At 47.1% G+C, this 17,974-nt stretch carries 11 protein-coding genes; 3 read left to right on the top strand and 8 right to left on the bottom strand.

Going from position 1 to position 17,974, the window contains the following annotated elements; genetic code table 11:
* Nucleotides 1-155 precede the first annotated feature (155 nt).
* From BLR32_RS29885 to BLR32_RS29850, 8 genes are all read right to left on the bottom strand, one after another.
* The gene (locus tag BLR32_RS29885) at nt 156-1,853 is read right to left on the bottom strand and encodes a HAMP domain-containing sensor histidine kinase (protein ID WP_089837644.1); all 1,698 of its coding nucleotides are present in this window, start codon (nt 1,851-1,853) and stop codon (nt 156-158) included.
* A 2-nt stretch (nt 1,854-1,855) separates the two neighbouring features.
* On the bottom strand, nt 1,856-2,980 hold the full coding sequence (locus BLR32_RS29880) for a sensor protein KdpD (RefSeq protein WP_089837642.1): 1,125 nt from the start codon (nt 2,978-2,980) through the stop codon (nt 1,856-1,858).
* Nucleotides 2,981-3,092: 112 nt separating this feature from the next.
* A complete protein-coding gene (locus BLR32_RS29875) occupies nt 3,093-3,683 on the bottom strand; it encodes an N-acetyltransferase (protein ID WP_089837640.1) in 591 nt (196 codons plus the stop codon).
* An 11-nt stretch (nt 3,684-3,694) separates the two neighbouring features.
* Complete coding sequence (locus BLR32_RS29870; RefSeq protein WP_089837639.1) at nt 3,695-4,258, bottom strand: K(+)-transporting ATPase subunit C; 564 nt, start codon at nt 4,256-4,258, stop codon at nt 3,695-3,697.
* Nucleotides 4,259-4,280: 22 nt separating this feature from the next.
* Nucleotides 4,281-6,335 (bottom strand): potassium-transporting ATPase subunit KdpB, encoded by a 2,055-nt coding sequence (gene kdpB, locus BLR32_RS29865; RefSeq protein ID WP_089837637.1) that lies wholly within the window; start codon nt 6,333-6,335, stop codon nt 4,281-4,283.
* An 81-nt stretch (nt 6,336-6,416) separates the two neighbouring features.
* Nucleotides 6,417-8,129 carry a potassium-transporting ATPase subunit KdpA gene (kdpA, locus tag BLR32_RS29860; protein ID WP_089837635.1) on the bottom strand — a complete coding sequence of 571 codons (1,713 nt, stop codon included), beginning with the start codon at nt 8,127-8,129 and terminating at the stop codon, nt 6,417-6,419.
* 17 nt (nt 8,130-8,146) lie between these two features.
* Nucleotides 8,147-8,224 carry a K(+)-transporting ATPase subunit F gene (kdpF, locus tag BLR32_RS34675; protein WP_223233285.1) on the bottom strand — a complete coding sequence of 26 codons (78 nt, stop codon included), beginning with the start codon at nt 8,222-8,224 and terminating at the stop codon, nt 8,147-8,149.
* Between the two features lie 122 nt (nt 8,225-8,346).
* Nucleotides 8,347-8,706, bottom strand: a complete 360-nt coding sequence (locus BLR32_RS29850) for a DUF7674 family protein (protein WP_089837632.1) — start codon at nt 8,704-8,706, stop codon at nt 8,347-8,349.
* Between the two features lie 324 nt (nt 8,707-9,030).
* Here BLR32_RS29850 and BLR32_RS29845 point away from each other — a divergent pair, with 324 nt between their 5' ends.
* The 3 genes from BLR32_RS29845 to BLR32_RS29835 all read left to right on the top strand — a co-directional run.
* Complete coding sequence (locus tag BLR32_RS29845) at nt 9,031-9,807, top strand: DUF1223 domain-containing protein (RefSeq protein WP_089837630.1); 777 nt, start codon at nt 9,031-9,033, stop codon at nt 9,805-9,807.
* A gap of 38 nt (nt 9,808-9,845) precedes the next feature.
* A complete protein-coding gene (locus BLR32_RS29840) occupies nt 9,846-10,292 on the top strand; it encodes an Ohr family peroxiredoxin (protein ID WP_089837628.1) in 447 nt (148 codons plus the stop codon).
* A 1,015-nt stretch (nt 10,293-11,307) separates the two neighbouring features.
* Nucleotides 11,308-17,974 (top strand): hypothetical protein (locus tag BLR32_RS29835; protein WP_143011644.1); only part of this gene is annotated, 6,667 nt, incomplete at its 3' end.

Here is a 17,974-nt window from a genome sequence, read left to right as displayed (position 1 = left end):
GTGTTTTGTTGGGATCGCGGGTCCCGGTTGTCACCCCGGGCTACAAACACGGCAACCCCTAGCGGGGTTGTATTGGTGTTTTGTTGGGATCGCGGTAGGGTTGTCATGCCTGCCGGCGCTTAGATGGCTGTAGGTGCAGGCCGTACATGTGATGATCATGCATGATGCACCGGCAGACTGAAACCAAAGGTACTTCCTTCCCCGAGTGTACTGTCAACCCAGATCTTCCCACCTTGTGCTTCTATGAATTCCCGGGAGATGGATAATCCCAGTCCCGTACCTACCTTTTCCGGGGTACCCGGCACTTTAAAATAGCGGTCGAAGATGCGGGAGAGATATTTCTCTTCAATCCCTCTTCCGTGATCGCAGACAGTGAATTCGATGTTATTGTCTTTGAGGGAAGTGGTCAGCTCGATCTCAGCATCTTCGGGAGAGTATTTCACGGCATTGGTCAGGAAGTTGGTCAATACCCAGGCTGTTTTCTCCGGATCAGTCATTATCTTATTGCCGTTCGTGTGTTTATTGATGCGAATGGCGATATTCTTCTGCTGCGCCAATGCGCTGACGGTATTGGTGGCGTTATCGATGATAATATCCGGTGATACCGGCTCGATCTTCAATTGTATATGTCCTGTCTCCACCTGGCTCATGTTGAGCAGTTCACTGGTGATCTTGAGCAGGCGGTCAGCATCGTCAGTAATACTTTTCACCAGTTCTTCCTGCTCCCTGTTCACGTTACCAATGCGAGCGTCTGTGAGCAGCTGAGCGCTCATTTTAATAGAGGCAATAGGTGTTTTTAGCTCATGGGAGATGGTAGCGATGAAGTTCGTCTTTGCTTCATTGAGTTCATGGAAAGGCGTGATATTACGCAGTACGATCACCTGACCAATGATCTTATCGATGTTCGTTACGTTGAGGATGTCCAGGTGAAAATAGCTTTCTTTTCCGTCGGCGTAGATCTTGAGCTCTTTATTAGGACTATCCTGCTTCAGCAAATTGCGCATGAGGTCATTGTGAAGCGCAACATCGGGGGCGTAATTCCCCCTTATCTCTGCTTCCTGCAGGCCGAGCAGCTTCTCCGCTACCTTATTTAAGAAGAGGAGATTCCTATTCTCGTCAAGACCGATAATACCATCATTCATCTGGTTGATAATAGTATCGATACGGCTCTTTTCGAATTTGATCTTAGCAAGGTTACTATGCTCATACTCATCCAGCTTTTCTGCCATGCTGTTAAAGGCCTGTGCGAGTTCCCCGAATTCATCATGCTGTGAGATGCGAATGCGTTTGGAGTAATCCTTATTCACGATGGCCTTAATACCTTCAGAAAGCGTCTTTACCGGCTCACTGATGATGCCTGGGAAATTGACCGCCAGTGTGAATGCAATGAGGGCAAGAAAGCCAAAGATGAACATGGTGTAGTTGCTGAAACGCCTGGCGTTATTTTCAGCTACGGCATTCTTCCGCTGGATGGCTTCCTGGTTGGCGGTATTGATCTTGTAGATCTCACGGCGGATGATAGTCTGCAGGGAGTCGTTGTCCGGATCATGTTTCAGCTGTTCGAATGTACTCCTGACGGCAACAGTAGCACGTCCTTCGCCCGGTTCTGTGATATTGGCTTCCTGTTTCGCGAGATTGCTTTCAAACTCCGGGAATACCGTAGAATCAAAGGGCACGCGATCCATTAATGTAAGCATTGTATTGCTGTACACCAATGTTTCGTAGTTATCCTCGAGGATAAGGCGGGCGTCATTCTTCAGCTGGTATATGGAGAAGATCCCAATGATACCGGAGATGAGAATGGCAATAAATAAAAATCCAATGCCTATACTTAGTTTCGTTTTCAGGCGCATGTTTACGAGAGAATTATAATGTCAATATCCGATTCAGACAACTTGCCCAGCAGTTGTGAGAATACGGCTGTATTCATCAGCATACCCATTACATTGAGATGTGGCTTACCGATACAGATCGTTGTGATCTTTTTTTCTTCGGCAGTCTGCATGATACTCTTAGCAATATTAGTACTTTTTACTTTTATCACTTCTCCACCCAGTTCCATCACCAGTTTGAAGTTGTTGATCAGATGCCGCTGGGCTGCCAGTCCGATCCTGTCGCCATCTTCTTTTGGCGTCTGTACATAAAGTACATACCATTTCGACTGATAATACTTAGAGAGCCTGGCTGTTTTCCGGATCACCTTCTTTGCGATCAGGTGATTGCTGCTGATACAAGCCAGGAAGCGCTCGTTTCTTGCCTGGGCAGTTCCCGGCAGTGATGAATCTATTTTACGTTCTACCTGGGTAGCTACTTCTTTCAGCGCCAGTTCCCTTAACTGGAGGATCCTTTCCGGCTGAAAGAAGTTCCTGATGGCGATGGCGATCTTATCGGGCGTATAGATCTTCCCTTCTTTCAGACGGGTGATCAGTTCATCTGCGGTAAGGTCGATGTTTACGACTTCATCTGCCTGTTGCAGTACGATGTCGGGAATACGTTCTGCCACATCCACGCCGGTGATGGATTTTACTTCGTCCTGCAGGCCTTCTATATGCTGGATATTGACTGCACTGATGACGTTAATGCCTGCTTCCAGTATTTCCATGACGTCCTGCCAGCGTTTTTCATTCTTGCTGCCTTCAATGTTGGTGTGGGCCAGTTCGTCGATAACCACCACTTCCGGATGAAGGTTTAACACCGCCTGCATGTCCAGTTCTTCGAGGGCCTTGCCTTTGTAGAACAGTTCCCTGCGGGGGATAATGGGCAGGCCTTCCAGCAGGGCATGTGTCTCTGCCCGGTTATGGGTTTCTATGTAGGCGATCCTGATATCCACGCCATTGCGCAGCAAGGTCCTGGCTTCCTGTAGCATGCGGTAGGTCTTACCTACACCGGCACTCATACCGATGTATATTTTGAACTTTCCTCTCCTGGACTGACGGATCAGGTCGAGGAAGTGTTGCGCGTTAGTTTCTTTTTCGCTCATAGGCTTAATGTTCAAAAACTCACTCTCCGTCTAAACCCAGGCAGGTCTTCTCCGCCGGAGAAGCGCCCGCAGCTTAGTACGGAAAGAGTGAGGTGAATCAGGTTAGGAGAGATCAGTAGGCAGCAGCTAAGAGCTGTGCTTCCCTTTCTTCGTGTCTTTGTACCGCGGGAGGCGTATAAAGCATCGCCGTACAGAGACAGTGCCGGCACCCTTTCTTCTGCAGGATATTAAAGTTAACACAACTCCTGCATCCCTTCCAGAATTCCGGGTCCCTGGTTATTTCATTAAAGGTGACTGGTAAAAAGCCTAGTTTACTGTTCATGCGCATAATAGCCAGTCCACTTGTAATGCTGAATAATTTTGCTGCAGGATATTTTTCCCTTGATAACCGGAAGACCCTTTTCTTGATACGGGAAGCGACGCCTTGTCCGCGGAACAGCGGATTGACGATCATTCCCGAGTTGGAAACAAATTCTCCGTTACTCCAGGATTCAATATAAGAGAAACCTACCCAGATCTTGTTTACAGTCAGCGCGATGACTGCTTTCCCTTCTCTTATCTTTTTCATGATAGCGGTAACGGAACGTTTGCTGATACCGGTACCTCTAGCTTTGGCGGATGCCTCCATTTCTGCAGTGATGGTTGCAGCGTATTTACAATCTGAAAGCACCGCCTTTCTGACGATCACTCTGTCGTTGTCCATTTCGGATAGTTTTATTTTAATGTGTCCAGGGCTAAATTGAGTTTGAGCACGTTCACTTTTGAAGGTCCGGCAATACCCATCAGCGGACGTTCTGTATGATCAGACACCAGTGTCATCAGCTTTGTTTCGGACAGATGACGTACTGCTGCCACACGTTTTACCTGTATCAGGGCGGCAGCAGGAGAGATGTCGGGATCCAGGCCACTACCGGAAGCCGTTACCAGTTCCGCAGGGATGTCTTCTTTCTTTACACCCGGATTGTGTGCAAGGAACGTATCAATACGTTCCTGTACGGTTTTCTGGTAGTCCGTGTTGGAAGCTGCTTTGTTGGAGCCTCCGGAACCGGCGGCGTTATAGTTAACGGCAGATGGGCGGCCATTGAAGTATTTATCTTCTGTAAAACGCTGACCTACATTTTCATAACCTACCACTTTACCGTTCACAGCGACTGTTTTACCTTTTCCCTGTCCTGGTGCAACTTTAGATACCGCTGCGATCAGCGAAGGGTAGAGGACAGCTAACACCAGTACCATGAAGAGGGTCAGCTTTATTGAAGGCCATATATACTTTTTCATTTTGTTTTTGTTTGATCAGTAATTACATGAAAAGGGTCAGGAAGAGATCGATGATCTTGATACCGATGAAAGGAATGATAACGCCACCAAAGCCGTAGATCAGCAGGTTCCTGCGCAACAGGGCGCTGGCGCCGATCGGTTTGTAGGCAACGCCTTTGAGTGCCAGCGGGATCAATGCAGGAATGATCAGTGCATTGAAGATCACGGCAGAGAGAATAGCGCTCTCCGGAGACGCGAGGTGCATAATGTTGAGCCCCTGCAAGGCCGGAATAGCGGTTACAAAAAGTGCTGGTACGATGGCAAAATACTTTGCCACGTCGTTTGCGATGGAGAAGGTAGTGAGTGTACCACGTGTCATCAGTAACTGTTTGCCGATTTCCACGATCTCAATCAGTTTAGTCGGGTCGTTATCAAGGTCCACCATGTTGCCTGCTTCTTTTGCTGCCTGGGTACCGCTGTTCATGGCCACACCTACGTCAGCCTGTGCCAGCGCAGGAGCGTCGTTGGTACCGTCGCCCATCATGGCTACCAGTTTACCGCCTTCCTGTTCCTTACGGATATAGATCATTTTATCTTCAGGTTTGGCTTCAGCGATGAAGTCGTCCACGCCTGCCTTTTCAGCGATATATTTTGCAGTGAGTGGGTTATCACCTGTTACCATTACGGTCTTCACACCCATTCTGCGCAGGCGTTCAAAACGTTCGCGTATACCGGGTTTGATAATGTCCTGCAGTTCGATCACACCGATCACAGCTTCATTGCGGCTTACTACCAGTGGCGTACCACCATTGGAAGAGATCTCTTTTACTTTCTCTTCTGTTTCGGCGGGGAATGGATGACCAGCTTTCAGTACGATATGACGTATCGCATCATAAGCGCCTTTACGGATACGGAGGCCGTTGAGGTTCAATCCGCTGCTACGTGTTTCTGCAGTGAACTCAATAAAGGTGGCTTCTTCGCTGGCCAGCTGAGGCACCTTTACGCTTTTTTCGGCAGCCAGTTCTATGATAGACTTACCTTCAGGTGTTTCATCTGCCATAGAGGCCATAGCACAGGCTTCGATGAACTCTTTCTTGCCGACACCATAGGCAGGCCAGAAGTGAGTGGCTTTACGGTTACCGATAGTGATGGTACCGGTTTTGTCGAGCAGGAGGGTATCGAGGTCGCCCGCAGTTTCCACTGCTTTACCGCTTTTAGTGATGACGTTCGCTCTCAGTGCACGGTCCATGCCCGCGATACCGATTGCACTGAGTAAGCCTCCGATCGTTGTAGGTATCAGGCAGACAAACAGGGAAACGAAAGCCGCAATGGTGATAGGCGTATTGGCAAAATCACCGAAGGGCTTTAAGGTTACACAAACGATGGTGAAGACCAGCGTAAAGCTTGCCAGGAGGATGGTGAGGGCAATTTCGTTAGGCGTCTTCTGGCGACTGGCGCCTTCTACCAGTGCGATCATTTTATCGAGGAAGCTTTCACCAGGATCGGTGGTTACGCGTACCTTGATCCTGTCGCTCAATACTTTGGTACCACCTGTTACAGATGATTTATCACCACCGGATTCACGGATCACGGGAGCAGATTCACCGGTAATGGCTGATTCGTCGATAGTAGCCAGACCCTGGACAATCTCACCGTCCATGGGTATCATATCGCCTGCTTCGCAGATAAAGAAGTCACCTTTACGTAACTGTGAAGAGGGCACGATCTTAATCTCGTTGGTATAGATATCGCCAATTGGTACCACCTTCCTGGCAGGTGTTTCTTCCCTTGTTTTACGAAGACTTTCGGCCTGTGCTTTACCTCTTGCTTCTGCGATCGCTTCGGCGAAATTGGCAAAGAGAAGGGTCAGCAGCAGGATGATAAACACAGCGAGGTTGTATCCGAAGGAACCCTGTGATTTATCTCCGGTGATAATAGTATACAGTGTAACCACCAGCATGATAGCTGTACCGATTTCCACGGTGAACATCACCGGGTTGCGGAACATGATCTTTGGTGAGAGTTTGACAAAGGCCTGCTTTAAAGCACCGCTCACCAATGCCGGTTCAAGCAATTTATTATGATTTTGTTCAGACATATAATTCAAGTTTTGCGAACAAGGTCGTCATAGGATAATAACCAGACGATTTAGATGTAGGATAGTAACAATAGGTTTTTATCAGAAGGATTGGAAATATTCTGCTATAGGTCCGAGTGTCAGTGCAGGGAAGAAGGCCAGTGCTGCGACGATCATGATCACAGCGTAGGTCATGATACCAAATGTGGCGGTATCTGTCTGCAATGTACCTGCGGATTCAGGGATATATTTCTTCTTAGCCAGGATACCAGCGATGGCTACCGGGCCAATGATAGGAATAAAGCGGCCGAGTATCATCACTATACCGGTGCTGATATTCCAGAAGATATTGTTGTCTGCCAAACCTTCAAAGCCGGAACCGTTGTTGGCAGAGGAAGATGTATACTCATAAAGCATTTCTGAGAATCCGTGATTGGAGGGATTGTTGAGCCATGCGGAAGGCTGTACTGACCAGGCTATCTGCGGATGATGCGCCGCAAAGTAGGCTGACAGGGCAGTGCCTACCAGCACCAGGAATGGATGGAAGAGTGCGATGATAGCGGCGATCTTCATTTCCCTGGCCTCTACTTTACGTCCCATGAATTCGGGGGTACGTCCTACCATCAGTCCGGAGATGAATACCGCGATGATGAGGAAGATAAAGTAGTTCAGCAGGCCTACACCCTTACCACCATAGAAACAGTTGGTCATCATACCTAACATCTGCATAGCGCCTGATAAAGGCATGGAGCTATCGTGCATAGAGTTGACAGATCCTGTAGAAATAATGGTGGTCATTACCTGCCAGTAAGCGGAGGCAGGTACACCTATGCGTACTTCCTTACCTTCCATGGCGGTGATGTCTTTCAACCCCATGTGACCCAGTACCGGGTTGCCGCTTATTTCGGAGATAAGGTTAGGTATCATCAGTGTCAGCATACCTGCGGTCATTACGCCAAAGATGACATAACCGAGTTTTCTTCTGCGGATAAAGAAACCGAAAGCAAAGATCAGCGCCATTGGCAGGATCACCTGTGCGACGATTTCCACCGTGTTGGTAAAGTAGTTTGGATTTTCCAGCGGGTGGGCGGAGTTGGCGCCATACCATCCACCACCGTTGGTACCAAGGTGTTTAATAGCGATCATACCGGCAGCAGGACCTCTGGACACCTGTACTGAATCGCCCTGAACGGTAACGATACTGTCTTTTCCGTCAAAGCTGGCAGGGGTGCCATTGAACACCAGTATGATGGCCATAATAATGCTCAGGGGGAGCAATATACGGGTGATCGTTTTGGTGAAGAATACGAAGAAGTTGCCCAGTTTCTCCGTTGTCTTTTCCGCAAAGGCTTTGAACAGTACTGCTACTGCGGCTACGCCGGTGGCAGCAGATACGAATTGCAGGAAGGTGATGACAAAGAGCTGAGAGAAATAGGTAAGCCCGGATTCGCCTGAATAGTGCTGCAGGTTACAGTTCACCAGGAAACTGATGGCTGTGTTGAAGGCCAGGTCGGGCGTCATATCCGGGTTACCGTCCGGATTGAGTGGCAGATGCGACTGGAACAACAGGATGAAGAAGGCATAGATCAACCATACCAGGTTGATAGATAACAAGGCCGCCATGTGTTGCTTCCAGTTCATCTCTTTATGAGGATCTATCCCGCAGATGCGGTAGATAAAACGTTCCACAGGATTCAGGAAGTCGGTGAAGGTGCGTTCGCCCTGGAATACTTTAGCTATGTATTTACCTAGTGGGAACGCTATCACCAGTGTTATGATAAAGGTGAGGATAACACCTGTCATTTCGCTGTTCATTAGTAATCGGTTTGAGATCAGAATTTTTCAGGTTTCAGGAGAACATACACCAGGTAAATGAATACGAGGATGGATATGATTAAGAGTATTGTCATCATAAATATTCAGTTATATGTTTTCGAAGAAATCTATTGATTTATAAAAGAGATAAAAGCAGACAAGCATAATGAGCAGATAAAGTGCGATAAGCATATGCAGTGTTTTTTTAGATGATAGATTATACGCCCGGCTTCAGTACCTGCTGGATGTAGAGGGAAAAGAGCATAGCCGGCATTAGCCGCTGTATTTCCAGCCATTCCTGTCGACTACAGGACATTCTGAGACCGGAGAATGAAAAGATGAAAACATTTTCGATGGCGGTTTTCATTAGCCGGTTACCTCGGTTGTAGATCTTTTCTGCAAGCGTCATACAACGTTGTACCTGGCGGAGCTGATGCTGTTGCAACATCCTGGCGGTATAGTTAGCCAATACCTTTACAGAGAGGTATGCGCTGCCAAAAACAGGTGCACATACTATTTCTTTTTGTATTTCTGGTATTTCATCCGCTATCTGAGCGGCGGCTTCATATTGGTTCATAAAAAACGATTTACAGGGAAGTAAAGGCGAATGGCATGCCTGCTCCTGGCATACAAGGCTCGTATTGCCGGAAAGCCGCTACAGGAGAATGACTACAATTCCGGGGTAGTTGCATGCCAGCCGGAAAGCGTTCCTAAAACCCTCTCATTTTGAGAAGCCATTATCAATTTGGTTAGAACAGACCAGCCCCTGGATATTGGCGGCCCCGGATGTCCGGTTCGCCCCCTGATTTGCCTGACAGGCGCCATAGCACTATGTGTTGTTCCGGAATAGTTGTCCATTTGTACTGTGATCGATAATTATTCAACGATTCAATTAAAACACATGAGACCAGTTAACATATTAATTATCAGTTCCGTTTTAGTCGGCCTGCTTATAGGAATGGCCGCATTCGTAAGCGTATCAAATGAAAGAATGATGAAAGACGTACAGAAAGCAAAGGACAGCAAGGGATTCGCTGTTGTGGAGTTGTTCACTTCGGAAGGATGCTCCAGTTGTCCGCCGGCAGATGCATTGTTGGAACGTATCCAGCAGGACAACCAGAACAAGCAGATCTATATCCTGGCCTTCCATGTCGATTACTGGGACCATCAGGGTTGGAGAGACCGCTTCAGCGATCATAAATATTCAGAAAGGCAGCAACAATATGCTAACTGGATGGGGCTCTCCACTGTTTATACGCCCCAGGTGGTTATCAACGGGGAAAATGAATTTGTAGGTTCCAATGCAGGGGCGATTGTGAAAGCGATCTCAAATGGCCTGGAAGAGCAGTCTGCTGCCAGTGTAGGTTTGAGTGCAAGGATCGAACAGGGTAAATTATATATAGGACACCAGGTGTCTGATGTGGGAAAGGATGCATCACTGGTACTTACCCTGGTGGAGAAAGTGGCACACAGCGATGTAAAGGCAGGTGAGAATTCAGGCAGGAAGTTATCGCATGTACAGATTGTACGACAGCTGGCTGTGATTGATGCGAACAGTAGTAAAGAAGTGGAGATGAAGTTGCCGGCAAACTTTAATGAGAATGATTTTGAGTTGGTTGGTTTTGTACAGCGTAATGCAGATGGCAGGATCATAGCAGCAGGTAGAAACGAGTTTTAATTAAACAAGTATAAATAAAAGTTAAACATAAACAGATCATGGAAAACACAAACAACGGAGTAATCAGTACTCCCAAAATTGACAAGGTATTATATACAGGTAAGACACATACAACAGGAGGAAGGGAAGGCAAGTCAAGCAGTTCAGATGGCCGTCTGGATATCAGGTTGTCTTCTCCGGGAAGCACAGATCCGGGTACGAATCCCGAGCAGCTGTTTGCAGCAGGATGGTCGGCCTGTTTCATGGGAGCGATAGGTATTGCTGCAGCAAAAGCGAAAGTGACATTACCGGCTGACTTCTATGTTGATGCAGAGGTAGATCTTGGATTAGCAGGTGTTGCTTATTTTCTGCAGGCGCGTCTTAATGTGCATTTGCCGGGTGTGGATACAGAAGTGGCGAAAGCTCTTTTAGTGGCGGCACATCAGACATGTCCGTATTCAAAGGCTATTCATGGAAATATAAAGGTGGAGACTAACCTGATCTAAATCGTAATATTTCAGGGAGCTCATATATGTGTTGTTGGGAAACCAAAGAGGTTATATCTTTTGATATAGCCTCTTTTCATTTATACTAAGTAGTATTAGTTTCCGCTAAGTAGCTTCGGTTTCAGTATGGGATGTCGGTCGGCGCCTCTCCTGTTTGGAATGCTATGGGGCGTTATCAAGCGAATAGAGGTTTGAATAAGGATTGGACAGCATCGGTCGTGTTGCCGGAGAGCCGAAGGCCCGACATTCCCATCTGAAACCGCGTGCTACTTGCGCGATCCTGTCATCGTTCATGCGGCTAGCTTTTTAAGCGAAACGAGGCTTGTGTGTGTATCAGGTTACTTTTGATGCAGCTTTTTTGCATTTTAAGCAGATTGTCTATTACGGTATTCAGTATTTTTTCTCTATGGGCGACTTTTTTTTACAGTTGTGAGAAAGAGTATACTTACAGATTACTCATGTTCGCTTATGTTGCCAATCAACTAATTAATGAAATAATACACTTAAAAAACTACTGCAATTGTGCATTTCAGACAAAAGAAAATAAATGTTACCGTGACATTTATGTATACTTGTTATAGTATTATTGTTTAATATTACATCCGAAATAGATTAAAAGACACCTGGTTTTTAAGAGAGAACAGTAGCGTTTAGAGTAGTATTTAGAAGAGTATTTAGAGTAACGTTTAGAGAATATAACCATTAGTAGAGTGACATTGAAGCTTATTAAGAGACACCGTTTCTAAGAGAGAACAGTAGTGAGAACCGCATTACTGAGTACAGTGACCTTGACCTTAGGGAAGCACCGTTTCTAGAGAGAAAACCGTCGCGTGTCGCGACCAGAGATCCACTCCATTACACAGTGACATTTGATGCAGAGCAGCAGTTGAATGGTACAACAGTAACATTTGTATGGAATTGTAGCATGTGAACCAAACAGTTATTTAAACCTGTAATAAATACCTATACCCTTGAATTAAAAAAAACAGAGCCTATAGTGAAAACTCTACCTATTATGGCGCGCGCGCATATTATGCGGCTAGGCCTTCTCTTATCATTACTTATCGGTGGTCCTGTATGGGCCACTCCCGAATGCCCGATTGTGACGGCAAGGTTTCCTCTTTCAGATGGAACGACTGCCGACAATTCCGCAACGGGCTGGTACCTTGATGCTTCAAGGGTAGCCAGCACGGGCTATTTTGCCGTTAAATCAAATCGCTTACATGCGCAGGAACTGGGGGGAGAGGGGATCTGGTATTCCAAAGTGTTTTCTACCACCGGGTTTACCGATTGGCAGGTAGCAGTGAAGGTCTCATCAGAAGGAGATATGAACAGTTCAGAGTATGTGAAGATCTATTACAAGATAAACGGCGGGAGTGAGATATTACTTGATCAGCGTACCGGAAATTTCGGTACGATTGATTTTACATCTCCTTTATTAAACGGCAGCACTGTACAGCTGGTCGTAAAGATCTACAACTATAATAACGGAGGTTCCCAGACTTCCAAGTATTATATTGAAGAGTACAGGGTATTTAAAGAAAAGGGCCCTTGTGCAGGTACCATACCTATTACAGTAAGCGCTGGTAATGGTGGTGTATTGACATGTACAAATCCGTCTCTTACTTTATCTGCCGGGTCTACTGCGTCGAACGTTACTTACAGCTGGACGGGACCCAACAATTTTACTTCTACATCGCAGAATCCTGTAGTGAGTACTGCAGGTACTTACACTGTTACAGGAACCAATTCATCTGGTTCCGCTTCTGCTACCGTTACGGTTACTGAAAATAAAGCTGTGCCTGACCTGTCTGCAACGGGCGGCACATTAGCCTGTGGTAGCAGTGTTACGTTGAATGCCACATCTTCAGTGAGCAATGCCCAGTACAGCTGGACAGGCCCTGGTGGCTATACCAGTACAACACAGAATCCCACGGTCAGTACAGCAGGTACGTATACTGTTACTGTAAGGAACCCTGCTAATGGATGTGTGAACTCGAAGTCGGTAACGGTGAATGCAGGTACCGCCACAGTTACAAATACATGGGTAGAGGACTTTACACTATCCAACGGTACCAGTGTTGATAATGGCGCGACTGCATGGTCGGTTACCACTACTTCAGGCAGTACTTTTTCTGTAGCCAGCAATGAATTTAAAATCAGCGGTATCGGTACCAGTGGTGAAGGCGTATGGACATCGGGTTCCATCAACATTACCGGTAAGACGAATGTAAGTATATCTCTCAATACCAGGAGTGCAGTCAGTGGTAGCGGTGTGATGAATGAGACGGGCACGTACCTGGATTATATCAGGTTCTATTATAAGTTAAATGGTGGTTCGGAAGTGTTGTTCGCTGAAAAGAAAGCAGCGATCAATAGTCATAGTACCACTAATTCGACTGTGAGTATAGCTGGTTTAAGTGGTTCCAGTCTTCAGATCGTTGTCAGGGCCCGGGCATCCGGTTCTGATGAGTTCTACTATTTTGATAATGTAAAGGTAACGGCTGTAGATCCTGCGTTAACATTAACGACGGCTGTCAGCGGTCCTGTTACCTGTACCAGCAATGCACAGATTACGGTAACGCCAAGTGGTACTGTTTCCTCATATTCCTGGACGGGGCCTAATGGCTTTACGTCGACTGCACAGAATCCTACGGTAAGTGCGGGTGGGGAATATGTTGTCACTGCTACACTGGCTTCAGGATGTACCGTATCAGCACCAGTAACAGTGACAGAGAACAAAGCGGTGCCGGATGTTACTGCAACAGGCGGCGCATTGGCGTGTATGACGAGTGTAACATTGAATGCAAGTTCTTCGGTGGCCAATGCTTCATATAGCTGGACGGGGCCTAATAATTTTACCAGTACTTCCAAGAATCCTTCTGTGAGTGCTACTGGTACTTATACTGTTACAGTCAGGAATCCTGCCAATGGATGTACCGCGTCTGCATCTGCACAGGTGTCTACCGGAACATCTGCTCCTGCTGCTTTCTGGCTGGAGGATTTTACTTTGGCGAATGGCACTACTGTTGATAATGGCAGTACTGCCTGGAGCCTGGAAAGTACCGGTGCGGGTACTGTTTCTGTACAGAGCAATGAATTTAAAGTTACTTATGATGCGGCGGCGGAAGCGAAATGGAGTTCAGGTGTGATCGATATTTCCGGTAAGAGTGATGTAGTGATATCTGCGGACCTGCGTAGTGAGACGCCGGGCAGCAGTGATTTGTTTGAAGATGATGACTATATCAGGGTATTTTATAAACTGAATGGTGGCGCCGAAGTGCAGGTATATAATGATGCAGCGGGTATTGGCACAAGTACCAGTGGTACAGCCAGGATCAGCATTGCTTCAGCGGCTTTGAATGGCAGCACCTTACAGGTGATCATCAGGGCAAGGAATTCGAGTAATACCGAACGGTACTACTTTGATAACGTGAAACTGACAGGCGCTGATAAGGCCAGTTCAGGCAGCCTGACCGCTACCGCATCTGTAGCAGATACGCTTACCTGTACCAGGACTTCCCTGACTTTGTCGGGCAGTTCAAATGCGAGTGGGGCCAGTTACAGCTGGAGTGGGCCGAATGGCTTTACTTCATCCGTACAGAACCCCGCAGTGACAGTTGGTGGTACTTATACATTGACCGTTACAGATCCATCAACGGGTTGTACTGCAAGCGCTACTGTGACTGTTAATTCAAATACGACAGTGCCAACTGTATCAGCTGGTGTAAGTGGTCCGCTGGGTTGCGCAGCTTCCAGTGTGACCTTGTCAGCCAGTTCTCAGACTGCGGGTGTAACTTATAGCTGGACTGGTCCTGGTGGGTTTACGTCTACATTACAGAATCCTTCTGTAAGTGTTGCAGGCACTTATACTGTTACGGTGAAGAGTGCTGGAAATGGATGTACTGCTTCAGCGACTGTACAGGTATCCGGAGGTACCTCTTCGGCTCCTGCTGCATTCTGGCTGGAAGACTTCACGTTGGCGAATGGCACTACTGCAGATAACGGCAGTACGGCTTGGTCACTGGAAAGCACCGGCGCGGGTACTGTTTCTGTACAGAGCAATGAGTTTAAGGTTACATATGATGCCGCTGCGGAAGCGAAATGGAGTTCCAGTGTGATTGACATTTCCGGTAAGAGTGATGTAGTGATTAGTGCGGATCTGAAAAGCGAAACGCCGGGAAGCAATGACCTGTTTGAAGATGACGATTATATCAGCGTGTATTATAAATTGAATGGTGGGGCAGAAGTGCTTGTGTATAATGATATCGCAGGTATTGGTACGAGCACCAGTGGTACTGCAAGAATCAGTATTGCTTCTGCTGCGTTGAACGGTAATACGCTCCAGGTAATTATCCGGGCAAGGAACTCGAATAGTACCGAGCGTTATTACTTCGACAACGTGAAGCTGACTGGTGCCGATAAGTCAAGTTCCGGTAGTCTGACGGCAACTGCATCTGTATCAGATACGCTGACCTGTGCCAACACTTCTGTGAATTTGTCTGGCGCTTCAAATTCAAGTGGCGTTAGTTATGCCTGGAGTGGTCCGGGTAACTTTACTTCATCAGTACAGAACCCTGCGGTGACAACTGCCGGTAATTATATATTGACGGTTACAAGTTCTTCAGGCGGTTGTACGGCGAAAGACACCGTGACAGTTATTGCAAATACCGCGGTACCAACTGCGTCTGCCGGGGTGAGTGGTCCGCTGAGTTGTGCTGCTTCCACTGTGACCTTATCTGCCAGTTCTGAAACTGCAGGTGCAACTTATGGCTGGACTGGTCCTAATGGGTTCACGTCTGCGTTACAGAATCCTGTGGTAAGCGTTGCAGGTAACTATACATTGACCGTTACAGACCCTGCGAATGGTTGTAAGAATACAGCCACTACTACGGTGACCAGCCTTGGATCTACCAATGCTACATTGTGGTTGGAGGACTTTACGCTGAGCAATGGAACGACTGCCGATAATGGCAGCACGGCATGGTCTACGCAGACTCCTTCCGGTAGCACTTTCTCTGTATCTAATAATGAGTTTAAAATAAGTGGTCAGGGTACCAGTGGTGAGAGTGTATGGACCTCGGGTGTAATAGACATCAGTGGTAAAACGGGTGTAGGTATCTCTGCTAATGCAAGAAGCTCCGTAACCAGTGGTGCTGTGATGAATGAATCAGGTGTGTATGCTGATTACCTTCGTTTCTATTATAAATTGAATGGCGGATCAGAGGTGCTGTATGCAGAGCGTAAGTCTGATATTAATGGTCATTCCACTACTTATACTTATGTATCTGTAGCAGGGTTGAATGGTAATAGTCTTCAGCTGGTGATCAGGGCCAGGGCAACCGGTACCGATGAGTTCTATTATGTAGATAATGTGAAGGTGACTGGTACGCCTACGGGAGATCTTACTGCAGTTGCAACTGTAAAAGATACGCTGACCTGTGCAAGGACTTCGGTTACATTGACCGGTAGCTCGAATGCAAGTGGGGTTGGGTATAGCTGGACTGGTCCTTCAGGGTTTACTTCTACGTCACAGAATCCTGCGGCGACAGCTGCCGGCGATTATATATTGACGGTTACGAATGCTTCAACAGGTTGTGCTGCGAAGGATACCGTGACTGTTATTGCCAATACTGCGGTACCAACTGCCAATGCTGGTGTAAGTGGTCCGCTGAGTTGTGGCGCTACCACTGTGACTTTATCTGCAAGCTCTGAAACTGCCAATGTAACTTATAGCTGGACTGGCCCTAATGGGTTTACGTCTGCGTTACAGAATCCAGTGGTGAGTGTTGCGGGTATTTATACCCTGACCGTTACAGATCCTGTAAATGGTTGTAAGAATACCGCTACGGTTACTGTAACCAGTTTGGGGTCTACCATTGCTACCCTGTGGTTAGAAGACTTTACACTGGGTAATGGAACTACTGTTGATAACGGCAGCACTGCTTGGTCTACACAGACGCCTTCCGGTAGTACTTTTGCAGTAGCTAACAATGAGTTCAAAATAAGTGGTCAGGGTACCGGTGGTGAAAGTGTTTGGACTTCAGGTGTGATTGACATCAGTGGTAAAGCCGGTGTTGGTATCTCTGCTAATGCGAGAAGTTCTGTGACTGGTGGCGCTGTGATGAACGAATCAGGCGTCTATGCTGATTACCTTCGTTTCTATTATAAATTGAATGGTGGATCAGAGGTATTGTATGCTGAGCGGAAGTCTGACATCAATGGCCATTCAACCACTTATACTTATGTGTCCGTAGCAGGTTTAAGCGGCAGTAGCCTTCAGCTGGTGATCAGAGCCAGGGCTACAGGTACCGATGAGTTCTATTATATAGATAATGTGAAGGTGACGGGTACGCCTACAGGGACGCTGACTGCTACTGCCACGGTACGCGATACGCTGACTTGTGCGAGACCTTCGGTTACATTGTCGGGTAGTTCAAATACGAGCGATGTGAGTTATAGCTGGAGTGGTCCGTCAGGGTTTACTTCTTCTGTGCAGAATCCTGCTGTGACGGCACCAGGTGATTATATACTGACTGTTACGAATTCCTCAACTGGTTGTACAGGGAAGGATACGGTGACAGTTGTTCAGAACAATTTCTCACCTGGAGCAACTGCGGAAGTGAGCGGTCCGCTGACCTGTGTATCTCCGACGGTTGTATTGTCTGGTAACTCTGCTACATCTGGTGTTACCTATAGCTGGTCCGGACCCGGGAATTTTACCTCTGCACTGCAGAATCCGGGGGTAAGTGTTGCGGGAACGTATACTTTGACTGTGAGGAATCCTGTAAATGGATGTACGAGCACGGCTTCCGTTACGGTACTGCAAAGCATTGATAAGCCGAATCTGACGGTAACACAGCCGGGGGTATTGACTTGTACGAATACGGCTGTAAACTTAACGGCTGCTTCTTCAACAGCGAATACAACGCTGACATGGACAGGATTTGGTGCTGGTCAGAATCCGGTGAGTGTTAATGCGCCGGGTAAATATTATGTGACTGCTACTGCTGCGAATGGATGTACTACCAGAGACAGTGTAATTGTTACGCAGGATATTACTAAACCGAACCTGACTATAGCTACGCCTGCTGTGTTGACCTGTAATACAACAAGTGTAAACTTAACGGCATCATCTACTACTGCAAATACTACGTTCACCTGGACTGGTAATGCGACAGGTCAAAATCCAATCAGTGTATCTGCGCCGGGTAAATACTATGTGACAGCTACATCTGCGAATGGTTGTATTAAGACAGACAGCGTGACCGTGACTCAGGATATTTCCAAACCGAACCTGACGATCGCTACACCTGCTGTACTGACATGTAATACTACTAGTGTAAATCTGACGGCATCTTCTACTACTGCTAATACTACGTTTACATGGACGGGTAGGGCAGCAGGTCAGAACCCGATCAGTGTAACAGCTCCGGGTAAATACTATGTGACTGCAACTGCTTCGAATGGTTGTATTAAGACTGATAGTGTGACTGTGGTTCAGGATATCAGTAAGCCGACCCTGACGATCGCTACACCGGCAGTGCTGACATGTAACACTACTAGTGTAAATCTGACGGCATCTTCAACTACCGCTAATACTACGTTCACATGGACGGGCAATGCAGCAGGTCAGAATCCGATCAGTGTAACAGCACCTGGTAAATACTATGTGACTGCAA

The sequence above is a fragment of the Chitinophaga filiformis genome, from assembly GCF_900102545.1.
Lineage (GTDB): Bacteria > Bacteroidota > Bacteroidia > Chitinophagales > Chitinophagaceae > Chitinophaga > Chitinophaga filiformis.
The sequence above is the reverse complement of the archived record's forward strand: the minus strand, read 5'-3'. Positions and strand labels throughout refer to the sequence as shown.

Excerpts from the sequence above, each read along its gene's own strand:
- BLR32_RS29880 (WP_089837642.1), bottom strand. The coding sequence starts at position 2,980 with ATGAGCGAAAAAGAAACTAACGCGCAACACTTCCTCGACCTGATCCGT.
- BLR32_RS29845 (WP_089837630.1), top strand. The coding sequence starts at position 9,031 with ATGAGACCAGTTAACATATTAATTATCAGTTCCGTTTTAGTCGGCCTG.
- kdpF (WP_223233285.1), bottom strand. The coding sequence starts at position 8,224 with ATGACAATACTCTTAATCATATCCATCCTCGTATTCATTTACCTGGTG.
- BLR32_RS29870 (WP_089837639.1), bottom strand. The coding sequence starts at position 4,258 with ATGAAAAAGTATATATGGCCTTCAATAAAGCTGACCCTCTTCATGGTA.
- BLR32_RS29840 (WP_089837628.1), top strand. The coding sequence starts at position 9,846 with ATGGAAAACACAAACAACGGAGTAATCAGTACTCCCAAAATTGACAAG.
- kdpA (WP_089837635.1), bottom strand. The coding sequence starts at position 8,129 with ATGAACAGCGAAATGACAGGTGTTATCCTCACCTTTATCATAACACTG.
- kdpB (WP_089837637.1), bottom strand. The coding sequence starts at position 6,335 with ATGTCTGAACAAAATCATAATAAATTGCTTGAACCGGCATTGGTGAGC.
- BLR32_RS29875 (WP_089837640.1), bottom strand. The coding sequence starts at position 3,683 with ATGGACAACGACAGAGTGATCGTCAGAAAGGCGGTGCTTTCAGATTGT.
- BLR32_RS29885 (WP_089837644.1), bottom strand. The coding sequence starts at position 1,853 with ATGCGCCTGAAAACGAAACTAAGTATAGGCATTGGATTTTTATTTATT.
- BLR32_RS29850 (WP_089837632.1), bottom strand. The coding sequence starts at position 8,706 with ATGAACCAATATGAAGCCGCCGCTCAGATAGCGGATGAAATACCAGAA.